Genomic DNA, 26226 nt, shown 5'->3' on the forward strand with positions numbered 1-26226 from the left:
TAAGGTGCGAAAAAAGGCTGCCGACCGGTGTAAAGTCAGCAGCCTGTAATTTTACTATATTACCTTTCCTACTATTCTCCCTTTTGTTCCAGTTAGTCCTTCTTTTCCTTCAACGCGGCCTGAGCGGCGGCGAGTCTCGCTACCGGCACCCGGAAGGGTGAGCAGCTGACGTAGTTCAGGCCGATCTGGTGGCAGAACTCCACCGAGCTGGGTTCGCCGCCGTGCTCGCCGCAGATGCCGACTTCCAGCTTGGGATTGGTGCTGCGGCCCAGTTCGACGGCCATCTTCATGAATTTGCCCACCCCGTCGCAGTCGAGGACGATGAAGGGATCCTCTTTCAGGATCTTCTCGTCCACATACTGGTGCAGGAACTTGCCTTCGGCGTCGTCACGGCTGAAGCCGAAGGTGGTCTGGGTGAGGTCGTTGGTGCCGAAGGAGAAGAACTCGGCTTCCCTGGCGATTTCATCGGCTGTGGCGCAGGCGCGCGGCATTTCGATCATGGTGCCGACCTTGTACTCGAAGTCAACGCCCGTCTCCTTCTTGACAGCCGCGGCCACTTCATCCACCAGTTCGTGGAGGCGCTTTAACTCGTTGACATGGATGACCAGGGGGATCTCCACTTCCGGCAGAACCTTGATCCCTTCCTTTACCAGCTGGGCGACAGCCTGGAAAATGGCCCGGGCCTGCATGGCGTAGATTTCCGGGTAGGTGATCCCCAGGCGGCAGCCGCGGTGGCCCAGCATGGGGTTAAATTCGTGCCGCGCCCGCACCTCGCGCAGGAGGGCCTGTTTTTCTTCCAGCTCTTTGGGATCGCCGTTTGTCGCTTGCAGCCGGGTGACATCCACCAGCAGCTCTTCAATATTGGGCAGGAACTCGTGCAGGGGCGGGTCGAGGAGCCGGATGGTCACCGGCAGGCCCTCCATGGCCTTCAAGATGCCGTAGAAGTCGCCCTGCTGCATGGGCAGGAGCTTGGCCAGGGCCGCTTCTCGTTCTTCTTTGGTCTTAGCCAGGATCATCTCCTGGACAACGGGCAGCCGGTCGACCTGCATGAACATGTGCTCGGTACGGGTGAGGCCAATGCCCTCGGCGCCGAACTCCCGGGCCCTCTTGGCGTCTTCCGGCGTGTCGGCATTGGCGCGAACTTTGAGCCGGCGGAAAGAATCGGCCCACTCCAGGATGGTTTCAAATTCACCGGTCAGCTGCGGGTCTATCAGGGGGACCTCACCCAGCATGACGTTACCGGTGGAACCGTCGATGGAGATGAGATCGCCTTCTTTAACCACCAGGTCGCCGATAAAGAAGCGCTTGTTTTCTACGTCAATTTTAATAGCGTCGCAGCCGGTGACGGCCGGTTTGCCCATGCCCCGGGCCACCACGGCTGCATGGCTGGTCATGCCGCCCCGGGCCGTGAGCACGCCCTGGGCCTGGACGATGCCGTGGATATCGTCCGGGGTGGTTTCGGTACGCACCAGGATGACCTTCTGACCGTCGAGGCCCATCTTTTCGGCTTCATCGGCGTCGAAGACCACTTGGCCGCAGGCGGCGCCAGGAGAAGCCGGCAGGCCTTTGGCCACCACTTCGAGTTTCGCCTTCGGGTCGATGCGGCGATGCATGAGCTGGCCTAATTGATCGGCGTCGACGCGGAGGACCGCTTCTTCTTTGGTAATCAGGCCTTCGTTCACCATATCGACGGCGATTTTAACGGCCGCGGCCGCCGTACGCTTACCGTTGCGGGTCTGGAGGATATAGAGCTTGCCTTTCTCAATGGTAAATTCGATATCCTGCATGTCGCGGTAGTGTTTCTCCAGGAGCTGGCAGATATCTTCAAACTGGCGGTAAACTTCCGGCATCTCTTCTTTCAGGGTGCTGATGGGTTTGGGAGTGCGGATGCCGGCCACCACGTCCTCGCCCTGGGCATTGATGAGGTATTCGCCGTAGACGCCCTTCTCGCCCGTGGCCGGGTTGCGGGTAAAGGCCACGCCGGTACCGCTGGTGGAACCCATGTTGCCGAAGACCATGGTCTGGATGTTGACGGCGGTGCCCAGGTCATCGGCAATCTTATTGATTTTGCGATAGACGATGGCCCGCGGATTGTTCCAGGAGTTGAAGACGGCACGGATGGCCATGTAGAGCTGTTCCCGGGGGTCCTGGGGGAAGTCGCGGCCGCTTTGGCTCTTGACGACATCCTTGTACTCGGCAATAACTCCCCGCAACGCTTCCGGGGTCAGCTCGTTGTCGAATTTGACGCCCAGGCGCTCTTTATGTTTTTCCAGGACAGCTTCAAAATTGTTATGTTCGATTCCCAGAACCACATTGCCAAACATCTGGATGAAGCGGCGGTAACAGTCCAGGGCAAAGCGCTCGTCACCCGTCTGGGCGGCCAGGCCCTTAACCGACTCGTCGTTTAAACCCAGATTCAGGATGGTGTCCATCATGCCGGGCATGGATACGGGCGCCCCGGAACGGACGGAGACGAGCAGGGGATTCTCGGGGTCGCCGAGCTTTTTGCCGTTGATGGCCTCGAGGTCTTTAAGGCGGGCGGCAACTTCCTCCTCCAGACCGGGCGGGAACTGCTGGCCCAGGCGGTTGTATTCATTGCAGGCCTCGCAGGTGATGGTAATCCCCTGAGGCACAGGCAGGCCGATGTTGGTCATCTCGGCGAGATTGGCGCCTTTACCGCCGAGGAGGCGCCGCATGTCGGCCCTACCCTCGCTGAACAGGTAGACATACTTTTTACTTGCCATAACCTTCCCTCCGATAATAAATTTGGAGTATTTTACCGGCCGTCTCTTCAACGGCCTTATTGGTAACATCAATCACCGGGCAGCCCAGCTGGTCCATGACTTTACGGGCATAGGCCAGTTCCTGTTCAATACGACTCCGGGTGGCGTAGTCGGCCTGCCCCGGCAAACCCAAGGTTTTCAAGCGTTCCTGGCGAATCTGGTACAGTTTTTCGGCATCTATGGTCAGCCCTATTATCTTTTCCGCTGGGAGGGAAAGCAATTCTTCGGGCAGGGGCACCTCGGGCACCAGGGCGAGATTGGCGGCCCGCAGGCGCTTGTGGGCCAGGTACATACACACCGGCGTCTTGGAAGTCCGGGAAACGCCGATAAGCACCAGGTCGGCATGGCAGAGGCCCCGGGTATCCTTGCCGTTGTCATATTTAACAGCAAAATCGATGGCCTCCATCTTGCGGAAATAATCCTCGTCCAGACGACGGATGAGGCCCGGCTCCAGCCGCGGCTGCACCCCCGTCGCCCGGGCAATGGCATCCATCAGGGGGCCGAGCAGGTCTACGGCCGTCAGACCCCGCTCTGCCGCCAGTTCCAGCAGCCGCTTTTTCAGTTCTGGCAGGACCAGGGTAAAGGCAATAACGCCCTGTTCCTGTGCCGCTTCGTTGATGACCTCTTCCAGGTGCTCGGCGTCGGTCACATAGGGTACCCGGCGGATGTCTAGCTCGCCGCCGTCAAACTGGCTGGCCGCCGCCCGGGCCACATATTCGGCCGTTTCCCCTAACGAATCGGAAATGACGTAGATAACGCCGATGGTAAACCCTCCTTTCCTAGCGGCCGCCTTCACCCAGTTCGACAAACAGCCTGGTAATGGTCGTCTTGGTCAGGCGGCCTATTACCTCTAATTTTTTCCCCTGCCCATCCACCGGGCGGACCACCGGCAGGGCATCGACCTCATGTTCAATTATTTTGCGAGCTGCTGTCAGGACGGTTTCTTCCGGTGTGGTGCAGATAATGTTGGGCATCCGCGTCATAACTACCGAGACCGGCATCTTTTGCAGGTCACCGCCGCCAATGGCGGCTTTCAGCAAATCCTTGCGGGAGATGACCCCCTCCAGGTGACCTTCTTCGTCGACCACCATCAGGGTACCGACGTCTTCGATAAACATGTTTACGATGGCATCATAGACCGAGGCATTGGCCCTGATGACCCGCGGCAGCCCCTTGACGTCGCCCACTTTAATCTTTTTGATCTCTTCAGCCACCAGGGCCTGGGAAGGCTTAGTACTTAAAAAATAGCCTACCCGCGGACGGGCTTCCAGGATGCCGGACATGGTGAGGACGGCCAGGTCCGGACGCAGGGCAGCGCGGGTCAGGTTTAACTCCTCGGCAATCTGCTGGCTGGTAATGGGCCCGGAACGTTTAACTATGGCCACTATCTGCTGTTGCCGCGGGGAAAGCTGCACCTTTTACCCCTCCTCCCGGCCCCCAGCCTGTATACTTTGTAATGTATACCACATGCCCGGTCATTTTCCTTCTTGCTTATCTAAAAATTTTTGCTAGGATACCAGGCGGGAAAAGTCGGCCACCTGGAAGACCAGGTCCACTACCTCCTGAAGCAGGGCCAGGCGGTTGTTGCGAACTTCTTTTTCCGGAGCCATGACCAGGACGCCGTCAAAGAAGGCGTCAATGGGTTCCCGCAGAGGGGTCATGGCCTTTAAAGCTTCCAGGTAATTGCCTGCCTTAAGCTTTGGTTCCGCCTGCTGTCGTACCTTTTCCAGGGCCCGGTAAAGATCGATTTCCACTTTTTCTTTCAATGCATCCGGCTGCAGGACATACCTTTCCCCGGCCTTACGGGCCAGGTTGAAGGCGCGGGTGAAGGCCGTCTGCAGGGCGGCAAAACCTTCTTCTTCCCGGAAGGCGTTTAAATCCCGGGCGCGGTGGAAGACGCCGGCCAGGTCGTCGCTGCCGGCGGCCAGGCAGGCCTGGATGACATCAAAACGAATGCCCTTTTCGGCCAGGAGATGCTCCAGCCGCTGGCGGCAGAACCCGGCCAGCTGCTCCCGGACGGCGGTTAAATCCTGGGCCAGCCGGATGCCGGCCTCCGTATAGCCTTCATAGGCGGCGGCAATGACCCCGGCCAGGGAAAATTGCAAATCGAGCTCCACGGCCATGGTTACCAGACCTGCGGCCTGGCGGCGCAGGGCGTAGGGGTCCTGGGAGCCGGTAGGAATTAACCCGGCGCCGAAGCAGCCCACCAGGGTGTCCAGGCGGTCGGCCAGGCCCACGACCATACCCGTCAGGGAATCGGGCAGGCGGTCGCCGGCAAAGCGCGGCCAGTAGTGCTGGCGGATGCCCTGGCAGACTTCGGGGGCCTCGCCGTCGTGGGCGGCGTAATAGGAGCCCATAATCCCCTGGAGCTCGGGGAATTCATAAACCATGGAGGTTACCAGGTCGGCCTTGGCCAGCTCCGCCGTGCGCTCGACAACCGGGACCAGCTCCCCCGGCAGGTCCAGGGCCTGGACCAGCATCCGGCTCAATCGCTTGATGCGCCGGGTCTTGGCCAGCATGGTCCCCAGGCTCTCCTGGAAAACAATCTCTTCCAGTTTGTTCACCCTGTCTGCAAGAGGAATTTTCCGGTCTTCCCGGTAAAAGAAAGCGGCGTCGGCGAGCCTTGCGGCCAGCACCCTTTCATTGCCGCGGCTGATGGTATCCAGGTGGGCGGCCGTGCCATTGTGGACGGTTATAAACAGGGGAAGGAGCTCGCCCCGGTCATTCCACACGGGAAAATAGCGCTGGTGGTCGCGCATGGGGGTAATGACTACTTCCCGGGGGAGCTTCAGGTATTCCGGGTTAAAACGGCCGGTTAGGGCCGTGGGGTATTCCAGCAGGTAATTGATCTCTTCCAGTAAGTCGGGGTCTTCCTCCACCCGGCCTCCTTCCCGGGCGGCAAGTTGTGTAACCTGCTCCCAGATGAGCCGCCGGCGGCGGTGCTGGTCGGCTAGGACGTAGTTTTTCTCCAGAACCTGGAGGTAGGCGGGAGCAGCCGGTACTTCATGGGGACCGGGGGCCAGGAAACGGTGGCCGTAGGTTAGGCGGCCCGAAGCGAGGCCGGCCAGCTCCAGGGGAACGACTTCCTCCCCGAAGAGGGCCAGGACCCAGCGAATGGGGCGGGCGAAACGCATATCAAGGGATCCCCAACGCATGGGCTTGGGAAAACTTAAACCATCGACTACGGCCAGAAGCAGGTCCGGCAGGACCTCCAGGGCCGGCCGCCCGGCTTCTTTCTTGACGGCAAAGACATACTCCCCGCCGTTAATTTTACGGGTGACCAGTTCCTCTACCTTTACGCCGTTGTTCCTGGCAAATCCCAGGGCGGCCTTCGTGGGCTGGCCGTCGGCAGTAAAGGCTACCTTTACCGGCGGTCCCTTGATTTCCTGCACCAGTTCCTCCTGCTCTTCGGCCAGGCCGCTTATGTAAAGGGCCAGCCGCCGGGGGGTGCCGTAGGTTGTCACCTGCTGGTATTTTAAGCGGTATTCCTCTAAAAGCTGCCCGGCAAGGGTCGCCATTTGTTCTAATGCCCCGGGCATAAAGCGGGCGGGAATCTCTTCGGTACCTATTTCAAATACAAGATCGCGGGCCACGGGCTATCCCTCCTTGACATCGTAGGCGTCTTTACGGTCCTGGCCGGAGACTACAGCTGCAGGAGAAGGGGTTAGCAGGGGATAGCCCAGTTTTTGCCGCTGCTCTAGATACGCGGCGGCGCACAGGCGTGCCAGGTGGCGTACCCTGCCGATATAGGCCGTACGCTCGGTAACGCTGATGGCTCCCCGGGCATCCAGGAGGTTAAAGGTGTGGGAACACTTGAGGACGTAATCGTAGGCCGGCTGGACCAGGCCCTGTTCTACTACCCGCCTGGCTTCAGCCTCGTAGGCATTAAAAAGGGCGGTAAGCATGCTGGTATCGGCAGCATTAAAGTTGTAGTGGGAGTAGTCAACCTCTGCCTGGTGGTGGATGTCACCGTAGGTGATACCGTCTACCCATTCAATGTCATAGACGCTGTTCACCTGCTGGATGTACATGGCCAGCCGTTCCAGGCCGTAAGTAATCTCGGCGCTCACCGGCCGGCAGTCAAACCCGCCGCACTGCTGGAAGTAGGTGAACTGGGTGATCTCCATGCCGTCCAGCCACACTTCCCACCCCAGGCCCCAGGCGCCGAGGGTAGGGGATTCCCAGTTATCCTCGACAAAGCGGATGTCATGCTCGTGGGGATTGATGCCGATGGCTTCCAGGCTCTTTAAGTATAAATCCTGGACATTGTCGGGGGAAGGCTTTAAGATGACCTGGTACTGATAGTAGTGCTGGAGGCGGTTGGGGTTTTCACCGTAGCGGCCGTCGGTGGGCCGGCGGGAGGGTTCGACATAGGCTACCCGCCAGGGCTCCGGTCCCAGCACCCGTAAAAAGGTCGCCGGGTGCATGGTTCCGGCTCCTTTTTCCAGGTCGTAGGGCTGCTGGATAACACAGCCCTGGGCCGCCCAGTACTGCTGCAGGGTCATGATGAGTTCCTGGAAATTCAAGTGCAATTACTCCCCTCTTAATAAAAGAAGCCCCGCCCTGCCAGGGACGGGAGCTAACTTTTCGTGGCAACATAGCGGCCGGCCCCTGGCCAGCCTCACATAACAATAATTTAGCAAAAACCTCCTCTACTTGTCAACTTGGTTCTCCACATCCAGGGTATGTTCTTCCACCCTGCCGTCGGGCCGCTCTACTTCCAGGGTATAGCGGTTAAAGAGGGCCGCCACCGTACTTAAGCCGGCCAGAATGGCCAGCTCGCTGCTGGCCAGGATACCCATGATCCCCAGGGCCCCGACGGTTGCCGGTATTTCAGCCACGGTTTTGCCATCCTTTTTTACTTTAATCCGCGTCACATTGCCATGGCGCAGGATGCTGCGAATGCGCTCCATGAGTTTCTCGCTCCAGCCGGCCAGTTCCTTCTGGAAGCCTTCCTTGGCGCTTTCTTCATACTGGATGAGGGCCTCCAGGACATCACCGCCGGCCCGCTCCAGGGCCTCCCTTGCTTCACGGTAGCTAATCCCTAAGCGCTCGCGCAGCTGGTCGATCTTTTCCAGTTCCGTCATCTTCATTGCCCCCCTATTTCATTAATCAAAGCACGGGATTTAAGTTTCCTGTCTAAATAGTATTCCAAAAAGGCGGGCATAATTTCCTCCAGATCGTTGGCCAGGTAAGGGCTAATCCGTAGTCGCCGGAGATGCCGCCAGTTCATATGATTTAACTGTTGCCAGATCTTTATACTACCCGGCCTTACCTGGTACTCCGGGCCCTCCCGCCCGCGGCATTGCGGGCAAATGGTGCCGCCGGCCGCCGGGGCTACGGTTACCCGCTCGGCACTCCTTAAAGCCCCCCCGCATGAGGCGCAGCGGTCCAGGCGCGGCTCCAGGCCCAGGATTTTTAACGTCCGGGCTTCAAAGGCGCGGGCCACCAGGGCCGGCGGCGCCACGGCCAGCTGCTCCAGCCCCTGCTTCAAAAGGTTGTACATAGCGGGATTCACCTGGCCGGGCATGACGACGCTGTCGGCTATCTCTACCAGGTAGCAGGCATAGGCCAGGCGTCGCAAGTCCTGGCGTAAAGGGGCAAAGATCGATTGCACCTCACACTGGGTGACGGTGGCCAGGCTTTTGCCCGCGTAAAATAAAAAGCGGGACCGGCAGAGCTGCTGGGTACCGCTGCGCAGGCTGCTTTTGGGTTTACGCACTCCTTTGACGATGGCGTCTATCTTGCCGTGGTTGGGGGTCAGAATGGTCAGCAGCTGGTCCGTTTCCTGATAGTCCCTGCTTTTCAGGACTATACCTTCGGCCCGGAAATAACCCGCCATTTCTATGCCTCCGGAAAAAATTTCCCTCCCGCCTAAATTTTAATCCCCGGCCCCGCAGCCGGCCCCTTGCCCGGCCGGAAGCTAACTCTAACCTTGCTGCGGGCTGCCGGCGGGGAGGATTCAACCGGTTCCAGGATGCCACGGTAAAGGAGATAGGCCTCGATACTGCCCGTCAGGGTAAACAGGTGCCACCATGCTTCGTTTAATGTCATAAGTGTCATCCTTTCCGGGTTTCTCCTACTGGTCAGGCACTTATTAGGCTAGCCTGAATGCCGGGTCTTATACCAGGTTTCTACTGGATGAGCCGGCGGTCATATCCCAGCTGCCTTAGAGCCAGTTCCTGCTGGCGCCAGTTTTTCTTTACCCGCACCCTTAAATTTAAAAAAATTTTGCTGCCCAAAAGGGCTTCCATTTCCAGGCGGGCCCCGGTGCCAATCTCTTTCAGCCGCTGCCCTCCCTGGCCGATGATAATACCTTTTTGGGAATCCCTTTCCACGTAAATCACGGCGTCGACGTAGAGGTAGTCATTGGGGCGCTCGGCTATTTCCTCCACCACCACGGCCACCGCATGGGGAACTTCTTCCCGGGTCACCCGGAGGACCTGTTCCCGGATGAGCTCGGCCATGACAAATTTCTCCGGCTGGTCGGTGACCATTTCCGGGGGGTAATACTGGGGTCCCGGTGGCAGGAAATGGCTGATTAAATCGGGCAGGGCGGCCACATTGGTACCTGCCAGGGCCGACACTGCCTGGACAGCTTTAAAATCCAGGCGGGCCCGGAAAAAGTCCTCCCGCTGCTGCAGGGTGGCGGCATCCACCAGGTCAATTTTATTGAGAATCAAGATTACTGGGGTAGCCACCCCTTTTAATTGCTCAATGATATATTCCTCACCGGCCCCCGGGGCGACGGCAGCGTCAACCACATAAAGGATGACATCGACTTCGGCCAGGGTGTTCCGGGCCACAGCTACCATATACTCCCCCAGCTGGTGCTGGGGCTTATGGATACCGGGGGTATCTAAAAAAACGATCTGGCAACTATCTGTCGTCAGCACCCCTAAAATCTTATTGCGCGTCGTCTGGGGCTTATCGGACATGATAGCAATTTTCCGGCCCACCAGCTGGTTTAAAAGGGTCGATTTACCGGCATTGGGCCGGCCTATAAGCCCGGCAAATCCGGAAACATACTCCTCGGCCAAGGAACAGGCACCTCATTTCAAGGTAAAGGTATCCGGTAACAGTTCCTTTAAAAAGCGGCGATGAACGGGTCCACCGGGCTGGCCGGTGATGATTTCCAGGTCGGGAGCAAATTCGGCCAGCACCTGGCGGCAGGCGCCGCAGGGAAAACAGGCTGTGAGTTCCCCGCCGACTACGGCCAGGGCGACAAACTCCCGTTCGCCGGCAGCCACGGCCTGAAACAGGGCCACCCGCTCGGCGCAGATGGTCAAACTGTAGGAGGCATTTTCAATATTGCAGCCGGTATAGACCCTATCCCCGGCCGTAAGCAGGGCCGCGCCCACCTTAAAGCGAGAGTAAGGCGCGTAAGCTTTCTCTTTCGCTCCGGCCGCCGCTGCGATTAGATCTTCGGGATTACAGGCCACCGCAGGTACCTCCCCGATCTAATTTTACCATTCAGTTAAGCAGGCGGTCAATTTTAACGCCCCCTGGCCCCGTCCTCTACCCCTGGGATATAATATTGGCGGGGGTGTTTTGCCATGCCTATGGAACGGAGTTATCCCCTCCACCCAATTGTAGGGGTAGGGGCGGTGGTCATCAAGGAAGGGAACATCCTGCTGGTCCGCCGGGGGACGCCGCCGGCGGCAGGTTTATGGAGCCTGCCCGGCGGCGCCCAGGAAACAGGGGAAACGGCCCGGGAGGCTGTGGAACGTGAAGTTTTCGAAGAGTGTGGCATCAAGGTGGCTGCCGGACCGCCCATCGCCGTCCTGGACAGCATCCATACCGATGACAACGGCCGGATTAAGTACCATTACGTCCTGATTGATTTCTGGGCGGAATACCGGGGTGGGAGCTTATGCCCGGCCACCGATGCTGCTGCCGCCGGCTGGATACCCCTGCATGAAGTAACTGCTTATCCCCTCAGCAGGGGGTTAAAGGAACTCCTGGCTGCCTGGAATCTACTTGATGGTACCCCGCCGGCCGGAATCCTCTACCGCACCATCCACCACCAGGCTTTTTAAAATATGCTGCGCCCGGGTAAGCCGCCTAAAAACCCAGGCGCGGGCCAAAAATGATGTACGCCACGGCTACCGCCCCCAGGGCAGTAATTAAAACGGCCCCGGCGGCGACGTCTTTGGCGATGCGCGCCAGGGGATGGTATTTACTCGTATAAAGGTTTACGGTTACTTCTAGAGCTGTATTGAAGGCTTCAGCAGCCAGGACCATGGTGATGGCTATGGCCAGCGCTACCCATTCCCATGGCCGCACGTGGAAATACCAGCCGGCCCCTATGACGGCCATCATTGCTGCCAGGTGAATGACCATATTGATCTGCGTCCGCAGGCAGTAGACAACCCCGGCCAGAGCGGCCCGGAATTTGGCCGGCATTACCGCTTCAGCCCCACCCGGGCAAGTATATCTTCCTGGCGCGCCTCCATCCTGGCGGCTGCATCTTCCGTGCCGTGGTCATAGCCGAGGAGGTGCAGGAAACCGTGGACGGTAAGAAAAGCCAGTTCCCTGGCCAGGGAGTGGCCGTAGTTTTGCGCCTGGCGGGCGGCCGTGGGTACCGAAACAACGATATCCCCCAGGAGCCTGTCCACCCGCGGGTCAAAATGAGCAGGTTCCTCGGGACTTGTTTCTTCTAAAGCAAAGGAAAGGACGTCGGTAGGGGCATCAATACCTCGGTAGGTCCGGTTGAGGTCCCGGATGGCAGCGTCATCGACCAGGGTCAGGCCCACTTCGGCTCCCGGGTCCACTCCCTCCACAGCAGCGGCCTCCTGGAGGACCTTTTCCAGTAAGGATATCAGTTCTTCCCCCAGAGGGTAATCATCCTGCTGATTGTTTATGGAGCACTCCATTACGGTTTTTTCTCCTTTCCATTTCCTTGAGGACAACTTCCGGGTACTCCACCCGGGTGTGAAAGATGCCGTTTAAGACGCGCATAAAGGCCTCAGCGATAACAGCCAGTTCCCTAAACGTTAAATCGCTGGCTTCCAGCTGGCCGTCATCCAGCTTTTCCCGGATAATCTTGCGCACAAAACCCTCCATGCGGCCGGGTGTGGGCCTGGGCAGGGAACGGATGCCGGCTTCGACGCTGTCGGCCAGCATGACTATGGCAGCTTCTTTGCTCCGGGGGATCGGCCCTTCATAGCGAAAGTCGTTTTCATTTACACTGTCGCCCCGACTGTTTTCCCGGGCTTTGTGGTAGAAATAGGTCATCAAAGTAGCCCCGTGGTGCTGGGCAATAATATCCTGGATTACCTGGGGCAGGCGATATTCCCGCGCCATTTCCAGGCCGTCTTTGACATGGCAGGAAATGATGAGGGTACTTAAAGTCGGGGCCAGCCGGTCATGGGGGTTTTCGGCCGTCACCTGGTTTTCAATGAAAAAGTAGGGCCGCTTTAGCTTCCCGATATCATGGTAATAGGCTCCTACCCGGGCCAGGAGGGAATCGGCCCCCACGGCATCGGCTGCCGCCTCGGCCAGGTTCCCCACCAGGATGCTGTGGTGGTAGGTGCCCGGAGCTTCCAGGAGCAGGCGCTTTAACAAAGGGTGATTGGGATTGGAAAGCTCCAGGAGCTTTACCGCCGTGGTTATACCGAAACTGTTCTCCAGAAAGGGCAAAAAGCCGATGGTTAAGACCGTGGAAAGCAGTCCGTTGGCCAGGGCCAGGACCGCGGCGACGCTCAGCTGGGACAGAGTGGACTTGAGCATCAGTCCCAGCGCGATAACACTTAACAGGTTGGCCAGCATTAAAAAGAGGCTGGACCGGGCGAGATCCGAACGTTGACTTAAATGGGTGACACAGTAAATACCCACCAGGCCGCTGACGGCACCCATGGCCGTAAACTGGTAGAGATTACCGCCGATGATCCCGGCCTCCAGGGCCAGGAAGACGGTAAAAATTACAGCCACCTGGGCATCCATGAGGATGGCTACCAGCATGGAACCGGCGGCTACCGGCATGAGATATCCTACCAGGCGGGTAAATTCTGCCCGGCCACCCAGGCTGATGGCGGCCACAACCCGGGAAAAAATAAGGAAAATCAACCATAATAGACCCAGCAACAGTAACAGTTGGTTGTTGTTATAAATATCCGGTTTAAAAAAGCGTAAATACAGGAGCAGCAGGGCTACCAGAAGGGCCTGGAAAAAGATAAGGCCAAATAGCGCTCCCCAGGAAGCCCCGGAGCGCAGGAGGCCCAGTTTTTGCAGGGCTTCGATATCTTCCGCCGTTACCAGTTCCCCGTCGCTGACGATTTTTTCATTCTGGCGGATGGTTACCTGGACCGGGCTCACCTCGGCGGCAGCTTTCTCCCGCTTTTGCATGGTGGCGGCAACGTCATAGATGAGATTGGGCTTTAATTCCAGGTTCTGGATAATGGCTACCACTGCAGGTTTATACCTGGCCTCTATTCCCGCCGTCTCAACGGCTGCCAGCATCTTGTCCCTGGCGGTACTCACGGCATCCTGGGGTACGGCCTCATTCATTACCTGGCTGACAATATTCTTGGTCATGCCGGCCAGGTTATTGAGGGTAGTGGCATCGGCTGCCGCCAGGGCCTGGAGGGTGGGAGCAGTTAATTTTAACTGGCTTAACCGGTCCTTTAAACGTGCCACCCGTTCGCTGCTGTTACCTGTACTATTATTAATCTCCCTTATCGCCTGGAAAATATTATCTACCTGATCTGTTAAAGTAGTTACTACCGAGCTGTCCACCCGGTAAACGGGAGTTACCTGCCGGGCCGCTTCTTCCCTGGCCTTTTGGGTTAAAACCTCACTTTCGTAAACAATGCCCTGGGGCGCCTTGAAATCCTGGGGGCTGGGCTGCCCCACCTTTAAATCCAGCTTTTGCGGCAGGTAATCCAGGGCCATAATGGTTACGGCAACGGCAAACAGGGCCATTCCACAGATGACCCTGGTTCGCAAAAATTTAGGACCAAGCCGGGCCAGCAGCGGGTGCATTAACCCTTTTAGCCGCTGCCATGGCACATCCGGTCACTCCTCTCATAGGCCTTGATGATCTCCTGGACGAGGGGATGGCGGACAACGTCAGCCTCGGTTAGATACTCGATGGCAATGCCCTCAATACCCCTTAAGATTTGCTGGGCTTCTACCAGGCCGGAAGTCGTATCCCGGGGCAGGTCCACCTGGGTAACGTCGCCGGTAATGACGGCCCGGGAGCCAAAGCCTATACGGGTGAGGAACATCTTCATCTGTTCGGAAGTAGTGTTTTGGGCTTCATCCAGGATAATGAAGGCGTCATCCAGGGTACGCCCCCGCATATAGGCCAGAGGCGCTACTTCTATAATATTTTTTTCCATATACTTTTGTGCCGTTTCCATACCTAAAATATCATAAAGGCCGTCATAAAGGGGCCGTAGATAGGGGTTAACCTTTTCCTGCAGGTCGCCGGGCAGGAAGCCCAGCTTTTCCCCGGCCTCAACTGCCGGCCGGGCGAGTATTATCCGTTCCACACTGCGGGACCGGAGGGCATTGACGGCCATAACTACGGCCAGGTAGGTTTTCCCTGTCCCGGCCGGGCCAATGCCAAAGACAATATCATAACGGCGCATAGCCTGGACATAGCGTAGCTGCCCCAGGGTTTTGGGGCGAATCTGTTTACCCCGGGGAGTAACGTAAAGTACTTCCCCCAGGGCCTGGGCCAGGTCGGTCTGGCCCGCCATGTCATTCTGGTGCCGGACCAGGTTCCACGTGTAGTTAATGATTGCTGTATTAATGGTCATGCCGGAATGGGCCAGTTTAATCAACTGTCGGAAAAGTCTTTCCAGTTCCTCGACTTCCTGGCGCGTCCCGCTTAAAGTCAGTTCATTCCCGCGCGCTACGATCCGGGCTGAAGTATGGCTCTCAATAAATTTCAGGTTTTCATCCTGATGACCGAAAAGATTGACAGCCTCGCCGTTGCTGCCAACTGTCAGCCGGGTTTCGTAATTGTTGGTCAAGGTTTTATCCATCAGCTCCTTGTATAATCTTAATCATTTTATTTTAGCATATACAGCAGCCAGGGTAAATGCCGCCGCCTTGTTTCGGCCTCTTAACCATTGCCGCTAAGGGGAACAACTTGCCCGATGTCCTCTTCCGTTTCCACCCAGGCCCGGACACGCACTACCTCATCTTCGGGTTTGCTTAAGGGAACTATCTTCTGACCCGTAATGCCGGCTCCAGGTGGTAATTTTTCCTTGAGTTCCGCCAGGGCCTGTTCGCCGGCAGCCCTTACTGCATCTTCAAAAGAAAGCTGCCGGTACCGGACCTGGACTTCATAATAGGTCGTAATAATGAGTTCGACGGGCAGGGTAAAATTCCTCCAGGATGGCAAAGCCATAACTTTATTTTCCTTGCGGTAATTGGTATAGGAAGGCCGTTCCGGTCCTTTCAAGATATAGCGGTGGCCGGGAACCTGCACCATTATCGTCGTTTGCTGCCGGCCGGTTGGCACTTCCTGGACCTGCCGGCGACTGATCTCTTTTTCCCCTTCATACCAGACCCGGGCGCGCACAATACCCCGCGCCCGAACCAGCCGAGGTGGGGAGAGGGGCTGCTCAGGAGAAGCTGCCTCGCCCGGCTTTTTTTCCGGCGGGGGGGGTAAAATGAGGCCTGAAATCAGTATTTCTCCCTGTCGGACCGTATCACCGGCCTTTACCCTGCCCTCGCCGTTGATGACCAAGATATCCTTTATTACCCCGTCTTTGGCGGCAATAATACTGGCCGGCCGGTCAGAGGCTTCCTCCCCGGGAGGGGCTGCCTTTTCTACCACGGTGATCTCGGCCCTGGTACCCTGGAAGCGGATACCTACCCAGGCTACCTGAGGCAGACGGCGCTCCAGGGCGTGCTCCAGGACGCGGATATCGAGAGCGCTTTTCCTGGCACCGGGCTTTAAGCCTTCCGCCCTAGCCGCGGCCAGGACCTGGGCCGGCGTTACCCGGCGTAGCGGCCCGCTTTCCGGCCTGACTTCCACCACCCAGATAAAGGTGGACAGGAGGTAGATAGCCAGTAAAAAGAAAATACTACCCAGGAGCAGCACCTGCCGCCCCCGCAGGCGGCGGCTGAAAAAGGGCCAGCCCCGCTTGTCCACAATACGGACCCGGCAGTGGCTCTGCCGGGCCAGGGAGCGCAGGGCGCGGTATTCGCCGGCCTTCATTTTAGCCTGGATACTGCCGTTCCTGTTAATGGTAATATCCCAGAAGCTGATGTTCCTGGCCAGGGCCAGATTGAGAAAGCCTTCCGGGTCGTCACCGCTGATGGTAAGTACCAGATAGCCCTCCACGTAAGTCAGCCAGCTGCGCCAGGCCACCGGTTTCTTCCTCCCCTGTGGAAATAATTACAAAAATCTTAGGGACTGGATGGTACCTTCCAGGGCGATGGCATCCGGCTTGATTTCCCGCAGGATTATGCCTGTCCCCTTGATCTCCAGCTCGCCGGTACTGAGTCTCAGGCGTACCAGGTCCGGCTGGTACTCGCTGATGCCCCGATGGTTTTCCACTACCAGCCGGCTGTTGCCTACCAGGGTCAGGCGCGGCAGGTCCAGGACGGCGTCTGCCGGTAACTCTAAATATTCGGTAACAGCCTTTTCCAGCCGCCGGGCTCTGTCCATTACATTGCGCCGGGAACGATTTTTCCCCATCCTGTCCCCTCCTGCCAATACTTTATGCAAAGGCAGGGCAAAAAAGACCGTAAAAAAGCCCGGTCCTGCCGGACCGGGCCTGTATTTCTAGGAAAGCTGGCCACCGGGAAAATTATTCGCCAGAGGGAGGCAACATACTCTGTTTCATCAGTGCCAGCGACGTTTGCGAGCCGCTTCGGATTTTTTTTTGCGCCTGACGCTGGGTTTTTCGTAGTGTTCCCGGCGCCGGGCTTCTGAAAGAATACCTGCCTTCTGACAGATACGCTTGAACCGCTTTAAAGCGGCATCAATGGATTCATTTTTGCCAATTCTAACCTCGCTCAACCCTTGCTTCCCTCCCCCCGCCACCCGGTGGATGCTACCCTCAAAAGCTCAGCATGATTTTAATTATACTCTATCCTTTCTTGGGCGTCAACCCAGGATTCTCAGCTGCCGGCCTCCCAGAAGATGGAAATGGAGGTGGTAAATAACCTGCCCGCCCTCTTCTTTACAATTATTTACCAGGCGGAAACCGCGCTCGGCCAGGCCCAGCTCGCGGGCAATTTGCACCGCCACCAGGTGGATGTGGCCGAGCAGTTCTTTATCTTCCGGGGTAATGGCCGTGAGATCGGGTATATGCTTCCTGGGGATAATTAAAATATGTACCGGGGCTACCGGTCGGATGTCTTTAAAGGCTACCACCTGCTCATCCTGGTAAACCACCTCGGCCGGGAGCTGACCCCCGGCTATTTTACAAAAGATACATTCCTCGGCCACGTGATTTACTCCCTTCTCAATGCTGTACTAAATCTTTATTTCTCTCTCCAGGGCCATTTTCCTGCTTCTCCTTAACATCTTTTTCTAATCTGCCCCAGATTAAACCTCCCTGTAATTCCTTAAGCCTTACCGTGACAAGTTGTCCTGTCAAATCCATTTCCGCCGGAAAGGCTACGTTCAGGTAATTGTCGGTATGGCCTTCATAAACCCCCGGTTGCCCGGGCAAAGGTCTTTCCACCAGGACCGCCATGGTTTCGTTTAAAAACTCCCGGGCATACTGGCGGGCCAGGCGGCGCCCCAGCTGCAGGAGCCGCCGTTCCCGCTCCTTTTTTACCTCAGGGGCTACTTGTTCAGGCATGGCCGCCGCCGGCGTACCCCGGCGCGGGGAATAAGGAAAAACATGGATCGCAGCCAGGGCTGCCTCCTTGACTAACGCCATGGTATTTTGAAACTGCTCTTCTGTTTCCCCTGGAAAGCCGACCATGACGTCGCTGGTAAAGGCCGCCCGGGGCCGCCTGGAGCGCAAGGAAGCGATTAACTCCAGGTAGTAATGGCTGCTGTAATGGCGTCCCATTCTTTGCAGGATGGTATCATCCCCACTCTGGAGGGGGATATGGTAATGGGGACAGATGACCTCTTCCCCTGTCAGCACGGCCTTCAATTCGGGGGTAAAATCCAGGGGATCAATGGAGCTGATGCGAAGGCGTTGCAGCCCGGGGATCTGGACGATTTTTTTCAGAAGGCCGGCCAGGTCTATCCCTCCGGGAAGGTCGCGGCCATAGGCGCCGGTGTGGACGCCGGTGAGGACTATTTCCAGGTAACCCTCAGCTACCAGGCGCTCCACCTCGGCCAGAATCGCTTCTGGTGCCCGGCTGCGTAAGGGCCCGCGGGCATAAGGGACAATGCAGTATGTACAGAATTCCTCGCAACCTTCCTGAATCTTCAGGAAAGCCCGCGCCCTGCTCACCTCTACCAGAGGCAATTCCTCAAAGGCTTCGCCGGGCTCATGGGCGCGGACGGCGTTAATCGGAGCACCTTCTTCGCGTGCTTTTTCTACTAATTCTACCAGCCGGTGCCGATCCCGGGTACCGACTATTACATCGACGCCGGGGATAGCCAGCACCTCCCCCGGAGCTACCTGGGCATAGCAGCCGGTAACGGCCACTACTGCTTCCGGGTTGGCCCGGAGGGCGCGGCGGATAAGCTGCCGCGACTTGCGGTCGCTGATGTGGGTGACCGTGCAGGTGTGAACGACGTAGACGTCGGCCTTTTCCGGGAAGGGTACGATCTCGTAGCCGGCCTCCCGGAAGAGGTGCCTCATGGCTTCCAGTTCGTTCTGGTTGACTTTGCAGCCCAGGCTCACCAGGGCCACTCGGGATGAGGGCACGAGTTTCACCTCTGATCTACCCTGAAAATAATTTTATCACAGGCTGGCATTGTCTCGCTCGCTCCATGGCCCTTGTGGAGCGCCCAGCACTCAACTCGTTTGTAATAGGTGTCTCTTCGCGAACAAAACCGTTGCGAGTTGAGTGCTGGGTCAGCCAGGGCTTAAGGCGGGGTTCCCGACCTATTGGGCATCCTTGCCTTTAGAATCCGGCCGAAGGCCTCGCTGTCCTCGGCCCCGCTTATCATCCATCCCTCAGCTTCGCCTGGGCCGCTTCACCACTCGGTAGAAGCTCGCTCGCTCCCGACAAATGCCAGCTTGTTGTTTTCAGCCATCTGCTGGTGCCGCGCCAGCGGCACAGGTATCTTGTCTTGCTTGCCTCAATAGCGGGGTTTATGACAGTTCCCCAAGGGCATACATGATGGCAGCCAGGCAGACCAGGCCGGCCGTTTCCGTCCTCAAGATGCGGGGGCCGAGGGTTACGGGTAAACCACCAAATTTACGGGCCAGTTCGACTTCCGCCCGGCTCAAGCCCCCTTCGGGGCCAATAAGCAAGGCCAGTTCCTGTTCTTCCGGGACTGCGGTGAGTATGGACTTGAGGTCACAGGAGCGTTCTTCTTCCCAGGGGACCAGCAACAAGGTGCCGGGTTTAAGCCCTGCCAGGGCTGCCTGTAGCTCCAGGGGGCCGTCCACCGCGGGGATCAGGTGCCGGCGGCTCTGGCGGGCTGCTGCCCGGGCCTTCTGCTGCCAGCGTTCCCGCCGCCGGGCACAGGCCACCTGGTCCGGCCGGGGGATGGAACGTTCCGTATTGAGGACGACAATCCTGGCTACCCCTAATTCTGTACATTTTTCGATGATAAAATCCATTTTATCGCCCTTGGGCCAGCCCTGGTAGAGGGTGACTTTTACCCGCGGCTCGGAGCTCTCCAGGGGGGCTTTGACGGCAGCGACCACCCGGTCTTTGTGGATGGCGATGATTTCCGCCAGGTACCCCTGACCCTGGCTGTCGGCCAGGGAGATGGTCTCTCCCACCCGCAGGCGCAGGACGCGGAGGGCGTGATGGGCGTTTTCCCCTTCCAGGACGGCCGGTTCGCCGGGAACAACAGGCCCGGGCAGAAAAAAATGGTGGGCCATATCGGCTCACCCTCCCACAGGGTAGCTGAACATAACCTTACCAGCCACCAGGGACAGGGCTTTAGCCCATAAAGGCGTCTCTTACTTTCTTAAAGAAACCTTTATCCTGTTCCCTGGTGCCTTTGGGCTCCCAGCCATACAGGCGGGCAAACTCCCGCAACAGTTCCTTCTGTTTTTCATTAAGGTTGGTAGGCGTCTCGACATGAATCCGGACATGCTGATCGCCCCGGCCGGCGCCGTTCAAGCGGGGGATGCCCTTGCCCTTCAGCCTGAAGGTGGCCCCGCTCTGGGTGCCGGCGGGAATATTCAGTTCTACTTTACCGTCCAGGGTGGGCACCAAGATCCTGTCCCCCAGGGCCGCCTGGACCATGGTTACCGGTACCTCGCAGAGGACGTCATATCCTTCCCGCCGGAAAAAGGGATGGGGCCGGACATTAATATAGACATAGAGGTCGCCCGGCGGCCCGCCGCGGATACCGCTCTCGCCTTCGCCGGCCATACGCAGACGGGCACCAGTGTCCACCCCCGCGGGAATTTTGATCTTTATCTTACGGGTGCGCTGGACTACACCCCGGCCGCGGCAGGTGGGACAGGGCGTTTCAATAATGGTCCCCTGGCCGTGGCAGTGGTGGCAGGTGCGTATCGTCTGGAAGTGGCCCAGGGGCGTGCTCTGGGAGATGCGGATCTGCCCGCTGCCGTGGCAGGTGGGGCAGGTCCTGGGCCTGGTACCGGGCGCCGCGCCGCTGCCGTCACAGGCCGGGCACTTTTCCTGGCGCGGTACGCCGATTTCCTTTTCCCCGCCAAAGGCGGCTTCTTCAAAGGAAATTTCTATATCCAGGCGCAGGTCATCGCCCCGCTGGGGACCTTGACGCCTGGCCGTGCGGCCAAAACCGCCGCCAAAGAACATGTCAAAGATGTCGCCAAAGGTGCCGAAATCGGCACCGGCGCCGCCGAAATCAAAACCGCCGAAGCCGGGCCCGCCCGTCTCCATACCGGCATGGCCGAACTGGTCGTAGCGGGCCCTCTTCTCCGGATCGCTCAAGACTTCGTAGGCTTCCTGGACTTCTTTGAACTTTTCTTCGGCCTCTTTATTCCCCGGGTTCATATCCGGGTGGTACTTGCGCGCCAGCTGGCGGTAAGCCTTCTTGATTTCCGCCTCGGAGGCATCCCGGGAAACCCCCAGGATCTCATAATAATCGCGCTTGGCCATGGCTGGTCACCGGCTTTTATTTCTTGTCGTCATCGACGATTTTGTAGTCGGCATCGTAGACATTGCCGTCCTGTTTGGCCTCGCCGGTAGAACCGCTGCCACCTTGGGCCCCGCCGGCCTGGGCACCGGCCTGCTGGTACACCTTCGTGGTCAGGGTATAGAGGGCCTGGGAAAGGGCTTCCATCTTTTCTTTGATCTTAGCCGTATTCTTGCTGTCCATGACGTCCTGGAGTTCTTTCTTGGCCTGTTCGATGCGGTCCACATCGGCCTTGTCTGCTTTGTCTTTAAATTCCTTCAAGGTGCGGTCGGCCTGGTAGATGAGGGAGTCCGCCTGGTTCCTGGTTTCAATTTCCTCCTTGCGCTTGCGGTCGCTCTCGGCATATGCTTCGGCGTCCTTTACCATACGCTGGATCTCTTCTTCCGTGAGGCCGCTGGATGAAGTAATGGTTATGGCCTGCTGTTTGCCGGTGGCCAGGTCTTTGGCCGAGACGTGGACGATGCCGTTGGCGTCGATATCAAATTTGACTTCGATCTGGGGCACGCCCCGGGGCGCCGGTGGGATACCCGTCAGCTGGAAGCGGCCCAGGGTTTTATTGTCGGCGGCCATGGCCCGCTCGCCCTGGAGGACGTGAATTTCCACCGTGGTCTGGTTGTCGGCGGCGGTGGAAAAGATCTGGCTCTTGGACGTCGGAATGGTGGTGTTGCGTTCAATTATCTTCGTGAACACGCCGCCCAGGGTTTCAATGCCGAGGGACAGCGGGGTAACATCCAGGAGCAGGACGTCCTTGACCTCGCCGGCCAGGACCCCGGCCTGGATGGCGGCACCCAGGGCAACGCACTCATCCGGGTTGATGCCCTTGTGAGGCTCTTTGCCCAGGATCTTGCGCACCGTCTCCTGGACCAGGGGCACCCTGGTGGAGCCGCCTACCAGTAACACCTTGTCAATATCCTTGGGCTCCAGCCCGGCGTCGGCCAGGGCCTGCCTGGTGGGACCGACGGTCTTTTCTACCAGGTCGGCTATCAGTTCTTCAAACTTGGCCCGGGTTAAGTTGACATCCAGGTGGATGGGACCGTTAGGCGTCGCTGAGATGAAGGGCAGGTTAATGTTGGTGCTGGTCATGCTGGAAAGCTCGATCTTAGCTTTTTCCGCCGCTTCCTTCAGGCGCTGCATGGCCATTTTATCCTGCCTCAGGTCCACCCCGTGCTCCCGGCGGCAGATGTCTACCAGATAGTCCATAATCCGCTGGTCAAAGTCATCACCGCCCAGGCGGTTATTACCGCTGGTAGCTTTGACTTCAAAGACGCCATCCCCCAGTTCCAGGATGGAAACGTCAAAAGTGCCGCCGCCCAGGTCATAAACAAGGATGGTCTGGTCTTCTTCTTTGTCCAGGCCGTAGGCCAGGGACGCGGCCGTAGGCTCGTTGATAATCCTTAAAACCTCCAGGCCGGCAATGCGGCCGGCGTCTTTAGTAGCCTGGCGCTGGCTGTCAGTAAAGTAGGCCGGTACCGTTATGACCGCCTGGGTCACCTTTTCGCCCAGGTAGGCCTCTGCGTCGGCCTTCAGCTTTTGCAGGATCATGGCCGATATTTCCTGCGGCGTGTATTCCTTATCATCGATTTTTACTTTATAATTGGTGCCCATATGGCGTTTAATGGACATGACGGTCCGGTCGGGATTGGTGATGGCCTGGCGTTTGGCCACCTGGCCGACAACCCGCTCCCCGTCTTTGGTAAAAGCTACAACGGAAGGTGTGGTACGGCCGCCTTCCGCATTGGGGATGACTACTGCTTCCCCGCCTTCCATGACGGCTACGCAGGAGTTAGTTGTACCCAGATCGATACCGATTACTTTACCCATTGTGATCTACCTCCTGTTCTCCAGCTTCTACCCTGAAAATAACTTCGCTCAAGGCTGGCATTGTTTTTGCTCGCTCCAAACAAATGCCAGCCACTTATTTTCATCCTTCTGCTGGTGCCGAGTTAGCGGCATGAGGGTCTTGTTTGTTTTCCTGTTCGGTGGCACCGGCCGCTACCGCCACTTTGACCATGGCCGGCCGCAGGAGCTTGCCATGTAAAGTATAACCCCGGCGCAATTCTTCCACCACCAGGTTTATTTTATCCGGCTCCGGTGTTTCTTCCCGCGCCACTGCTTCATGGAGCTCAGGGTTAAAGGGCTGACCCAAAGCAGCTACGGGCATTAACCCTTCCCGGGCCAAGATTTCCTGTAATTGCCGCAGAGTCATTTCTACCCCCGTCTCCAGGGCCTGCTTTTCTGCCCCCGCAGCTGCTGCCAGGGCCAGTTCCAGGTTATCCAGGATGGGCAAGAGGCTCTCAATGAGCCGGGCATTGGCCAGCCTGGTCAGTTCCTCGTACTCGCGGCGGGTACGCTTGCGGTAGTTGTCAAAATCGGCCTGCAGGCGCAAATAGCGTTGCTGCAGCTCCGCTAAAGCCTCCGTTTTAGCGGCCAGCTCCCCCTGAAGGCGGTTTAATACTTCCTGGCTGGCTTCTCCGACCGTTTCGTTACTTTCCTCGACCGGCTCTGCTCCAGCCCCGGCCGGGCTGCTAGTTTCCTGCCCTGTTCCTTCCCCTGCCTCTCCGGCAGGCGCTTCTCCCGGGCTGGTCAGCCTTTCTTCCATTTCCCCACTTGCCGTTCCATTATTCATTTTATTGTCCTGACTGGCATCCATAACTTCTTATGGTCACTCCCTTTCGTAAAAAAGGCCAGCACCTAAAGGCACCGGCCTTGTCCAGGTGGCCCTCTAACTTTAGCGGTAAAATTGCTCCAAAGCGCGGGACAAACTATCAGCTACACACTGGAGAACCGATATAACCCGGGAATAGTGCATCCGCGTTGGTCCGAGTAAGCCCACTTTCCCCATTATTTTCCCTTCAACGGCATAGCTAATGGTTACTACGCTGCATTTATCAATACCTTCTTCTTTATTCTCCTGCCCGATCCTTATAGTAAGGCCGCTTCCAGGAGCAGCATTAAAAATACGCCTCAACGCCTCTTCCCGCTCAAGAAAAGCCAAGATATCCTTGACCTTCTCTAAATTTTTAAACTCTGGCTGGCTTAGAATATTGAGGATGCCTTCCAGGTAAACTTTCTCCCCGCCTTCCAGGGCCAGAATTTGCTGTAAAAGGTCAATCACCTGTTTGATTAAACCCCGGTGCTCGGCTACTTCCCGGTAAATATCCCTCAATACCGCCTGACGCAGCTCTTCCAGAGCTATTCCCTGCAGACTGGCATTGAGAACCCTGGAGATACGGGTTAGATCCTCCGGCGTTACGTCTTCCGGAATGACAAAAATCCGGTGTTCGACCATACCGGTACTGGTGATTGCTACCAGCAGGGCCTTGTTGGCTGAATGGACAGGTAGAATTTGCACCTGTTCCAGAATGGCATTATTTTGATAGGGACCCAGGGCTACTGCCGTATAGGCGGTCATCTCGGACAGTAAACGGGCCGTTTCCTCCAGGACCTGCTCAATTTCCAGCATTTTTTGGTTGTAACGCCGGCGCACGTATTCCTCTTCTGCCGGGGTTAATTTTTCCGGCGCCATGAGGCAGTCAACGTAGTAACGGTAACCGTAATCCGAAGGTATACGGCCGGCCGAGGTATGGGGTTGCTCCAGCAAGCCCATTTCTTCCAGGTCGGCCATCTCATTCCGGATGGTGGCTGGACTTACTCCCAGGTTGTACCGCCGGGCAATGGTGCGTGAGCCTACCGGTTCGCCAGTAAGGATATAATCCTGAACAACGGCGGCCAGGACCTTTTTTTTCCGCTCATCCATCCGCATGATCTCACCTTCTTATTAGCACTCTTAAGGCCAGAGTGCTAAGAGCTTACTTAAAACATACCACCGGCCTTTCGTTTTGTCAAGGGAAAGTAAAGGCTAGACAAACTGCATAAAAACTTCATTGGCCAGGGGTAAACCCTTTTCGGTGAGCCTTAAATGGCCGTCCTTTTCCTCCACCAGTCCCGCCCGGTAAAGACCGGCCAGTTCCCGGGCATAAACTTCCCGGGCGTCAACGCCGAAACGCTGCCGGAAGTCCTCCAAGTCTACACCGGCCATCAGGCGCAGGCCCATGAACATGGTTTCAGCCATCTGCTGGTGAGGCGTTAAGGTTTCTATTTCCGCCCGGGGCAGCCGGCCGCGGGATAAGACGTGCCGGTACCGGTGCAGCTCGCTATAATTTTGCCAGCGCCGGCCCCGCCAGTAAGAGGCCGCCGCCGCCCCAAGGCCCAGATAGGGCTGGTTTAACCAGTAAGTGAGGTTGTGGCGGCACTGGTACCCCGGCCGAGCGAAGTTGGATATTTCATATTGCTGATAACCGACGGCGGCGAGCATTTGCCGGGCTTCCTGGTACATGGCCAGTTCCAGTTCTTCCCCGGGCAGGGGTAACTCGCCGGCAGCCGCCAGTTTTCCCCAGGGCGTACCTTCCTCCACCTGGAGGCTGTAAGCGGCAATATGCTCGGGCTGCAGGGCAATGGCTTCCTTTAAGGTAGCCCGCCAGCCGTCCAGGGTCTGGCCCGGCAGGCCGAAGATGAGGTCCAGGTTGATGTTGCTAAAGCCAGCCCGGCGCGCCTGATCAAAGGCCTCGTAGATGTCCCGGCGCCGGTGGATGCGGCCCATGGCCGCCAGTAGGTCGTCGTCGAGGGATTGGACCCCCAGGGAAAGGCGGTTAACCCCGGCGGCCAGCAGGACCCGGAGTTTAGCGTCATCCACCGTGCCGGGGTTGGCTTCTACGGTGACCTCCGCCCCCGGCTGCCGGCCGAAGAAGCGGTCCACGGCGTCCAGGACCTGCTCCAAATTACGGGCCGGGAGCAGGGTCGGGGTACCGCCGCCGATATAAACGGTGGCCGCCGGTCCCGGCTGCCATTTCCCGGCAACCAGGTCCATTTCCCGCTCCAGGGCGCGGCAGTAGGCGGCCATTTCCTCCGGCGGCCGGCCGGGATAGGAGACGAAATCGCAGTAATGGCACTTGCGGATGCAGAAGGGGATATGGATGTAAATGGAGCTGGCTTTGTTTTCGCTCGCTCCCTGGCCCTTGCGGATTGGCCTACGGTTCCAGCCGTAAGGCTTAAGGCGCCCAGCACTCACTAAACTCAGGTGCCTCCAAAGGTAGTGCGACTGCATAAACCGAAGAACTGGTTACTGTAACTTGGTTACTGTGAGTGCTGGGCGGCCTATTCGGCGTCCTTGCCTCAAAGGCCGGCCTCGGACCTCCTGTCCTCGGCCCCGCCTTCGCTCTTCGGCTTCACCAAGGCCAATTCGCCGCTCGGAGAAGCTCGCTC

General features: G+C 57.9%; 26 protein-coding genes. 1 reads left to right on the forward strand and 25 read right to left on the reverse strand.

Annotation, left to right across the window (positions count from 1 at the left end; genetic code table 11):
- Positions 1-92: 92 nt before the first annotated feature.
- The 10 genes from ppdK to FLZ89_RS02375 form a co-directional block, all read right to left on the reverse strand.
- Positions 93-2744 carry a pyruvate, phosphate dikinase gene (gene ppdK, locus FLZ89_RS02330; RefSeq protein WP_141265498.1) on the reverse strand — a complete coding sequence of 884 codons (2652 nt, stop codon included), beginning with the start codon at positions 2742-2744 and terminating at the stop codon, positions 93-95.
- Positions 2734-3579 (reverse strand): pyruvate, water dikinase regulatory protein, encoded by an 846-nt coding sequence (locus FLZ89_RS02335; protein ID WP_253256388.1) that lies wholly within the window; start codon positions 3577-3579, stop codon positions 2734-2736. Before FLZ89_RS02335 ends, ppdK begins: the two co-directional genes overlap by 11 nt.
- Positions 3563-4198, reverse strand: a complete 636-nt coding sequence (locus tag FLZ89_RS02340; RefSeq protein WP_141265496.1) for a helix-turn-helix transcriptional regulator — start codon at positions 4196-4198, stop codon at positions 3563-3565. The genes FLZ89_RS02335 and FLZ89_RS02340 overlap by 17 nt, the downstream gene beginning before the upstream one ends.
- A 93-nt stretch (positions 4199-4291) precedes the next feature.
- The gene (gene glyS / locus FLZ89_RS02345; RefSeq protein WP_141265495.1) at positions 4292-6376 is read right to left on the reverse strand and encodes a glycine--tRNA ligase subunit beta; all 2085 of its coding nucleotides are present in this window, start codon (positions 6374-6376) and stop codon (positions 4292-4294) included.
- A 3-nt stretch (positions 6377-6379) separates the two neighbouring features.
- On the reverse strand, positions 6380-7309 hold the full coding sequence (glyQ, locus tag FLZ89_RS02350; RefSeq protein ID WP_141265699.1) for a glycine--tRNA ligase subunit alpha: 930 nt from the start codon (positions 7307-7309) through the stop codon (positions 6380-6382).
- 126 nt (positions 7310-7435) lie between these two features.
- Positions 7436-7870, reverse strand: coding sequence for a DUF4342 domain-containing protein (locus tag FLZ89_RS02355; protein ID WP_141265494.1), 435 nt, complete (start codon positions 7868-7870; stop codon positions 7436-7438).
- Between the two features lie 2 nt (positions 7871-7872).
- On the reverse strand, positions 7873-8625 hold the full coding sequence (gene recO, locus FLZ89_RS02360) for a DNA repair protein RecO (RefSeq protein WP_172613407.1): 753 nt from the start codon (positions 8623-8625) through the stop codon (positions 7873-7875).
- 32 nt (positions 8626-8657) lie between these two features.
- Positions 8658-8846, reverse strand: a complete 189-nt coding sequence (locus tag FLZ89_RS02365; RefSeq protein ID WP_141304258.1) for a hypothetical protein — start codon at positions 8844-8846, stop codon at positions 8658-8660.
- Positions 8847-8917: 71 nt separating this feature from the next.
- Positions 8918-9823 carry a GTPase Era gene (gene era, locus FLZ89_RS02370; protein WP_141265492.1) on the reverse strand — a complete coding sequence of 302 codons (906 nt, stop codon included), beginning with the start codon at positions 9821-9823 and terminating at the stop codon, positions 8918-8920.
- A gap of 12 nt (positions 9824-9835) precedes the next feature.
- On the reverse strand, positions 9836-10225 hold the full coding sequence (locus FLZ89_RS02375; RefSeq protein WP_141304259.1) for a cytidine deaminase: 390 nt from the start codon (positions 10223-10225) through the stop codon (positions 9836-9838).
- Positions 10226-10339: 114 nt separating this feature from the next.
- Here FLZ89_RS02375 and FLZ89_RS02380 point away from each other — a divergent pair, with 114 nt between their 5' ends.
- Entirely contained in the window at positions 10340-10822 is a 483-nt protein-coding gene (locus FLZ89_RS02380) for an NUDIX hydrolase (RefSeq protein WP_253256389.1), read from the forward strand.
- A 25-nt stretch (positions 10823-10847) separates the two neighbouring features.
- On the opposite strand, the gene FLZ89_RS02385 is transcribed toward FLZ89_RS02380, so the two are convergent.
- The 15 genes from FLZ89_RS02385 to hemW all read right to left on the reverse strand — a co-directional run bounded on the left by FLZ89_RS02385 (position 10848) and on the right by hemW (position 25987).
- On the reverse strand, positions 10848-11189 hold the full coding sequence (locus FLZ89_RS02385; RefSeq protein ID WP_141265490.1) for a diacylglycerol kinase family protein: 342 nt from the start codon (positions 11187-11189) through the stop codon (positions 10848-10850).
- The gene (gene ybeY / locus FLZ89_RS02390; RefSeq protein ID WP_141304260.1) at positions 11189-11659 is read right to left on the reverse strand and encodes an rRNA maturation RNase YbeY; all 471 of its coding nucleotides are present in this window, start codon (positions 11657-11659) and stop codon (positions 11189-11191) included. Before ybeY ends, FLZ89_RS02385 begins: the two co-directional genes overlap by 1 nt.
- Positions 11628-13793, reverse strand: coding sequence for an HD family phosphohydrolase (locus FLZ89_RS02395; RefSeq protein WP_141304261.1), 2166 nt, complete (start codon positions 13791-13793; stop codon positions 11628-11630). The genes ybeY and FLZ89_RS02395 overlap by 32 nt, the downstream gene beginning before the upstream one ends.
- The gene (locus tag FLZ89_RS02400) at positions 13775-14776 is read right to left on the reverse strand and encodes a PhoH family protein (RefSeq protein WP_141265487.1); all 1002 of its coding nucleotides are present in this window, start codon (positions 14774-14776) and stop codon (positions 13775-13777) included. The genes FLZ89_RS02395 and FLZ89_RS02400 overlap by 19 nt, the downstream gene beginning before the upstream one ends.
- A gap of 80 nt (positions 14777-14856) precedes the next feature.
- Positions 14857-16113, reverse strand: a complete 1257-nt coding sequence (gene yqfD / locus FLZ89_RS02405; RefSeq protein WP_141265486.1) for a sporulation protein YqfD — start codon at positions 16111-16113, stop codon at positions 14857-14859.
- Between the two features lie 27 nt (positions 16114-16140).
- Positions 16141-16443 carry a sporulation protein YqfC gene (gene yqfC / locus FLZ89_RS02410; protein ID WP_141265485.1) on the reverse strand — a complete coding sequence of 101 codons (303 nt, stop codon included), beginning with the start codon at positions 16441-16443 and terminating at the stop codon, positions 16141-16143.
- Between the two features lie 147 nt (positions 16444-16590).
- Positions 16591-16767 carry a 30S ribosomal protein S21 gene (gene rpsU / locus FLZ89_RS02415; RefSeq protein ID WP_106004464.1) on the reverse strand — a complete coding sequence of 59 codons (177 nt, stop codon included), beginning with the start codon at positions 16765-16767 and terminating at the stop codon, positions 16591-16593.
- A gap of 87 nt (positions 16768-16854) precedes the next feature.
- On the reverse strand, positions 16855-17199 hold the full coding sequence (locus FLZ89_RS02420) for a histidine triad nucleotide-binding protein (RefSeq protein WP_141265484.1): 345 nt from the start codon (positions 17197-17199) through the stop codon (positions 16855-16857).
- Positions 17200-17215: 16 nt separating this feature from the next.
- Positions 17216-18595, reverse strand: coding sequence for a tRNA (N(6)-L-threonylcarbamoyladenosine(37)-C(2))-methylthiotransferase MtaB (gene mtaB / locus FLZ89_RS02425; RefSeq protein WP_253256390.1), 1380 nt, complete (start codon positions 18593-18595; stop codon positions 17216-17218).
- A 381-nt stretch (positions 18596-18976) separates the two neighbouring features.
- Positions 18977-19717: a 16S rRNA (uracil(1498)-N(3))-methyltransferase gene (locus FLZ89_RS02430; RefSeq protein ID WP_141304262.1), complete on the reverse strand. Its 741-nt coding sequence runs from the start codon at positions 19715-19717 to the stop codon at positions 18977-18979.
- A gap of 61 nt (positions 19718-19778) precedes the next feature.
- The gene (gene dnaJ / locus FLZ89_RS02435) at positions 19779-20927 is read right to left on the reverse strand and encodes a molecular chaperone DnaJ (RefSeq protein ID WP_141265481.1); all 1149 of its coding nucleotides are present in this window, start codon (positions 20925-20927) and stop codon (positions 19779-19781) included.
- 16 nt (positions 20928-20943) lie between these two features.
- Positions 20944-22785: a molecular chaperone DnaK gene (dnaK, locus tag FLZ89_RS02440; protein ID WP_141265480.1), complete on the reverse strand. Its 1842-nt coding sequence runs from the start codon at positions 22783-22785 to the stop codon at positions 20944-20946.
- Between the two features lie 100 nt (positions 22786-22885).
- Positions 22886-23590, reverse strand: coding sequence for a nucleotide exchange factor GrpE (gene grpE, locus FLZ89_RS02445; RefSeq protein WP_172613408.1), 705 nt, complete (start codon positions 23588-23590; stop codon positions 22886-22888).
- Positions 23591-23692: 102 nt separating this feature from the next.
- Complete coding sequence (hrcA, locus tag FLZ89_RS02450) at positions 23693-24727, reverse strand: heat-inducible transcriptional repressor HrcA (RefSeq protein ID WP_141265479.1); 1035 nt, start codon at positions 24725-24727, stop codon at positions 23693-23695.
- Between the two features lie 96 nt (positions 24728-24823).
- Complete coding sequence (hemW, locus tag FLZ89_RS02455) at positions 24824-25987, reverse strand: radical SAM family heme chaperone HemW (protein ID WP_428846043.1); 1164 nt, start codon at positions 25985-25987, stop codon at positions 24824-24826.
- Positions 25988-26226 lie beyond the last annotated feature (239 nt).

The organism is Moorella sp. E306M (assembly GCF_006538385.1).
GTDB lineage: Bacteria > Bacillota > DSM-521 > Neomoorellales > Neomoorellaceae > Neomoorella.

Bases quoted from the DNA above. Each gene is read 5' to 3' on its own strand.
- ppdK (WP_141265498.1), bottom strand. From the start codon at position 2,744: ATGGCAAGTAAAAAGTATGTCTACCTGTTCAGCGAGGGTAGGGCCGAC.
- FLZ89_RS02355 (WP_141265494.1), bottom strand. From the start codon at position 7,870: ATGACGGAACTGGAAAAGATCGACCAGCTGCGCGAGCGCTTAGGGATT.
- recO (WP_172613407.1), bottom strand. From the start codon at position 8,625: ATGGCGGGTTATTTCCGGGCCGAAGGTATAGTCCTGAAAAGCAGGGAC.
- FLZ89_RS02365 (WP_141304258.1), bottom strand. From the start codon at position 8,846: ATGACACTTATGACATTAAACGAAGCATGGTGGCACCTGTTTACCCTG.
- FLZ89_RS02380 (WP_253256389.1), top strand. From the start codon at position 10,340: ATGCCTATGGAACGGAGTTATCCCCTCCACCCAATTGTAGGGGTAGGG.
- FLZ89_RS02385 (WP_141265490.1), bottom strand. From the start codon at position 11,189: ATGCCGGCCAAATTCCGGGCCGCTCTGGCCGGGGTTGTCTACTGCCTG.
- ybeY (WP_141304260.1), bottom strand. From the start codon at position 11,659: ATGGAGTGCTCCATAAACAATCAGCAGGATGATTACCCTCTGGGGGAA.
- FLZ89_RS02400 (WP_141265487.1), bottom strand. From the start codon at position 14,776: ATGGATAAAACCTTGACCAACAATTACGAAACCCGGCTGACAGTTGGC.
- yqfC (WP_141265485.1), bottom strand. From the start codon at position 16,443: ATGGGGAAAAATCGTTCCCGGCGCAATGTAATGGACAGAGCCCGGCGG.
- FLZ89_RS02430 (WP_141304262.1), bottom strand. From the start codon at position 19,717: ATGGCCCACCATTTTTTTCTGCCCGGGCCTGTTGTTCCCGGCGAACCG.
- dnaJ (WP_141265481.1), bottom strand. From the start codon at position 20,927: ATGGCCAAGCGCGATTATTATGAGATCCTGGGGGTTTCCCGGGATGCC.
- dnaK (WP_141265480.1), bottom strand. From the start codon at position 22,785: ATGGGTAAAGTAATCGGTATCGATCTGGGTACAACTAACTCCTGCGTA.
- grpE (WP_172613408.1), bottom strand. From the start codon at position 23,590: ATGAATAATGGAACGGCAAGTGGGGAAATGGAAGAAAGGCTGACCAGC.
- hrcA (WP_141265479.1), bottom strand. From the start codon at position 24,727: ATGCGGATGGATGAGCGGAAAAAAAAGGTCCTGGCCGCCGTTGTTCAG.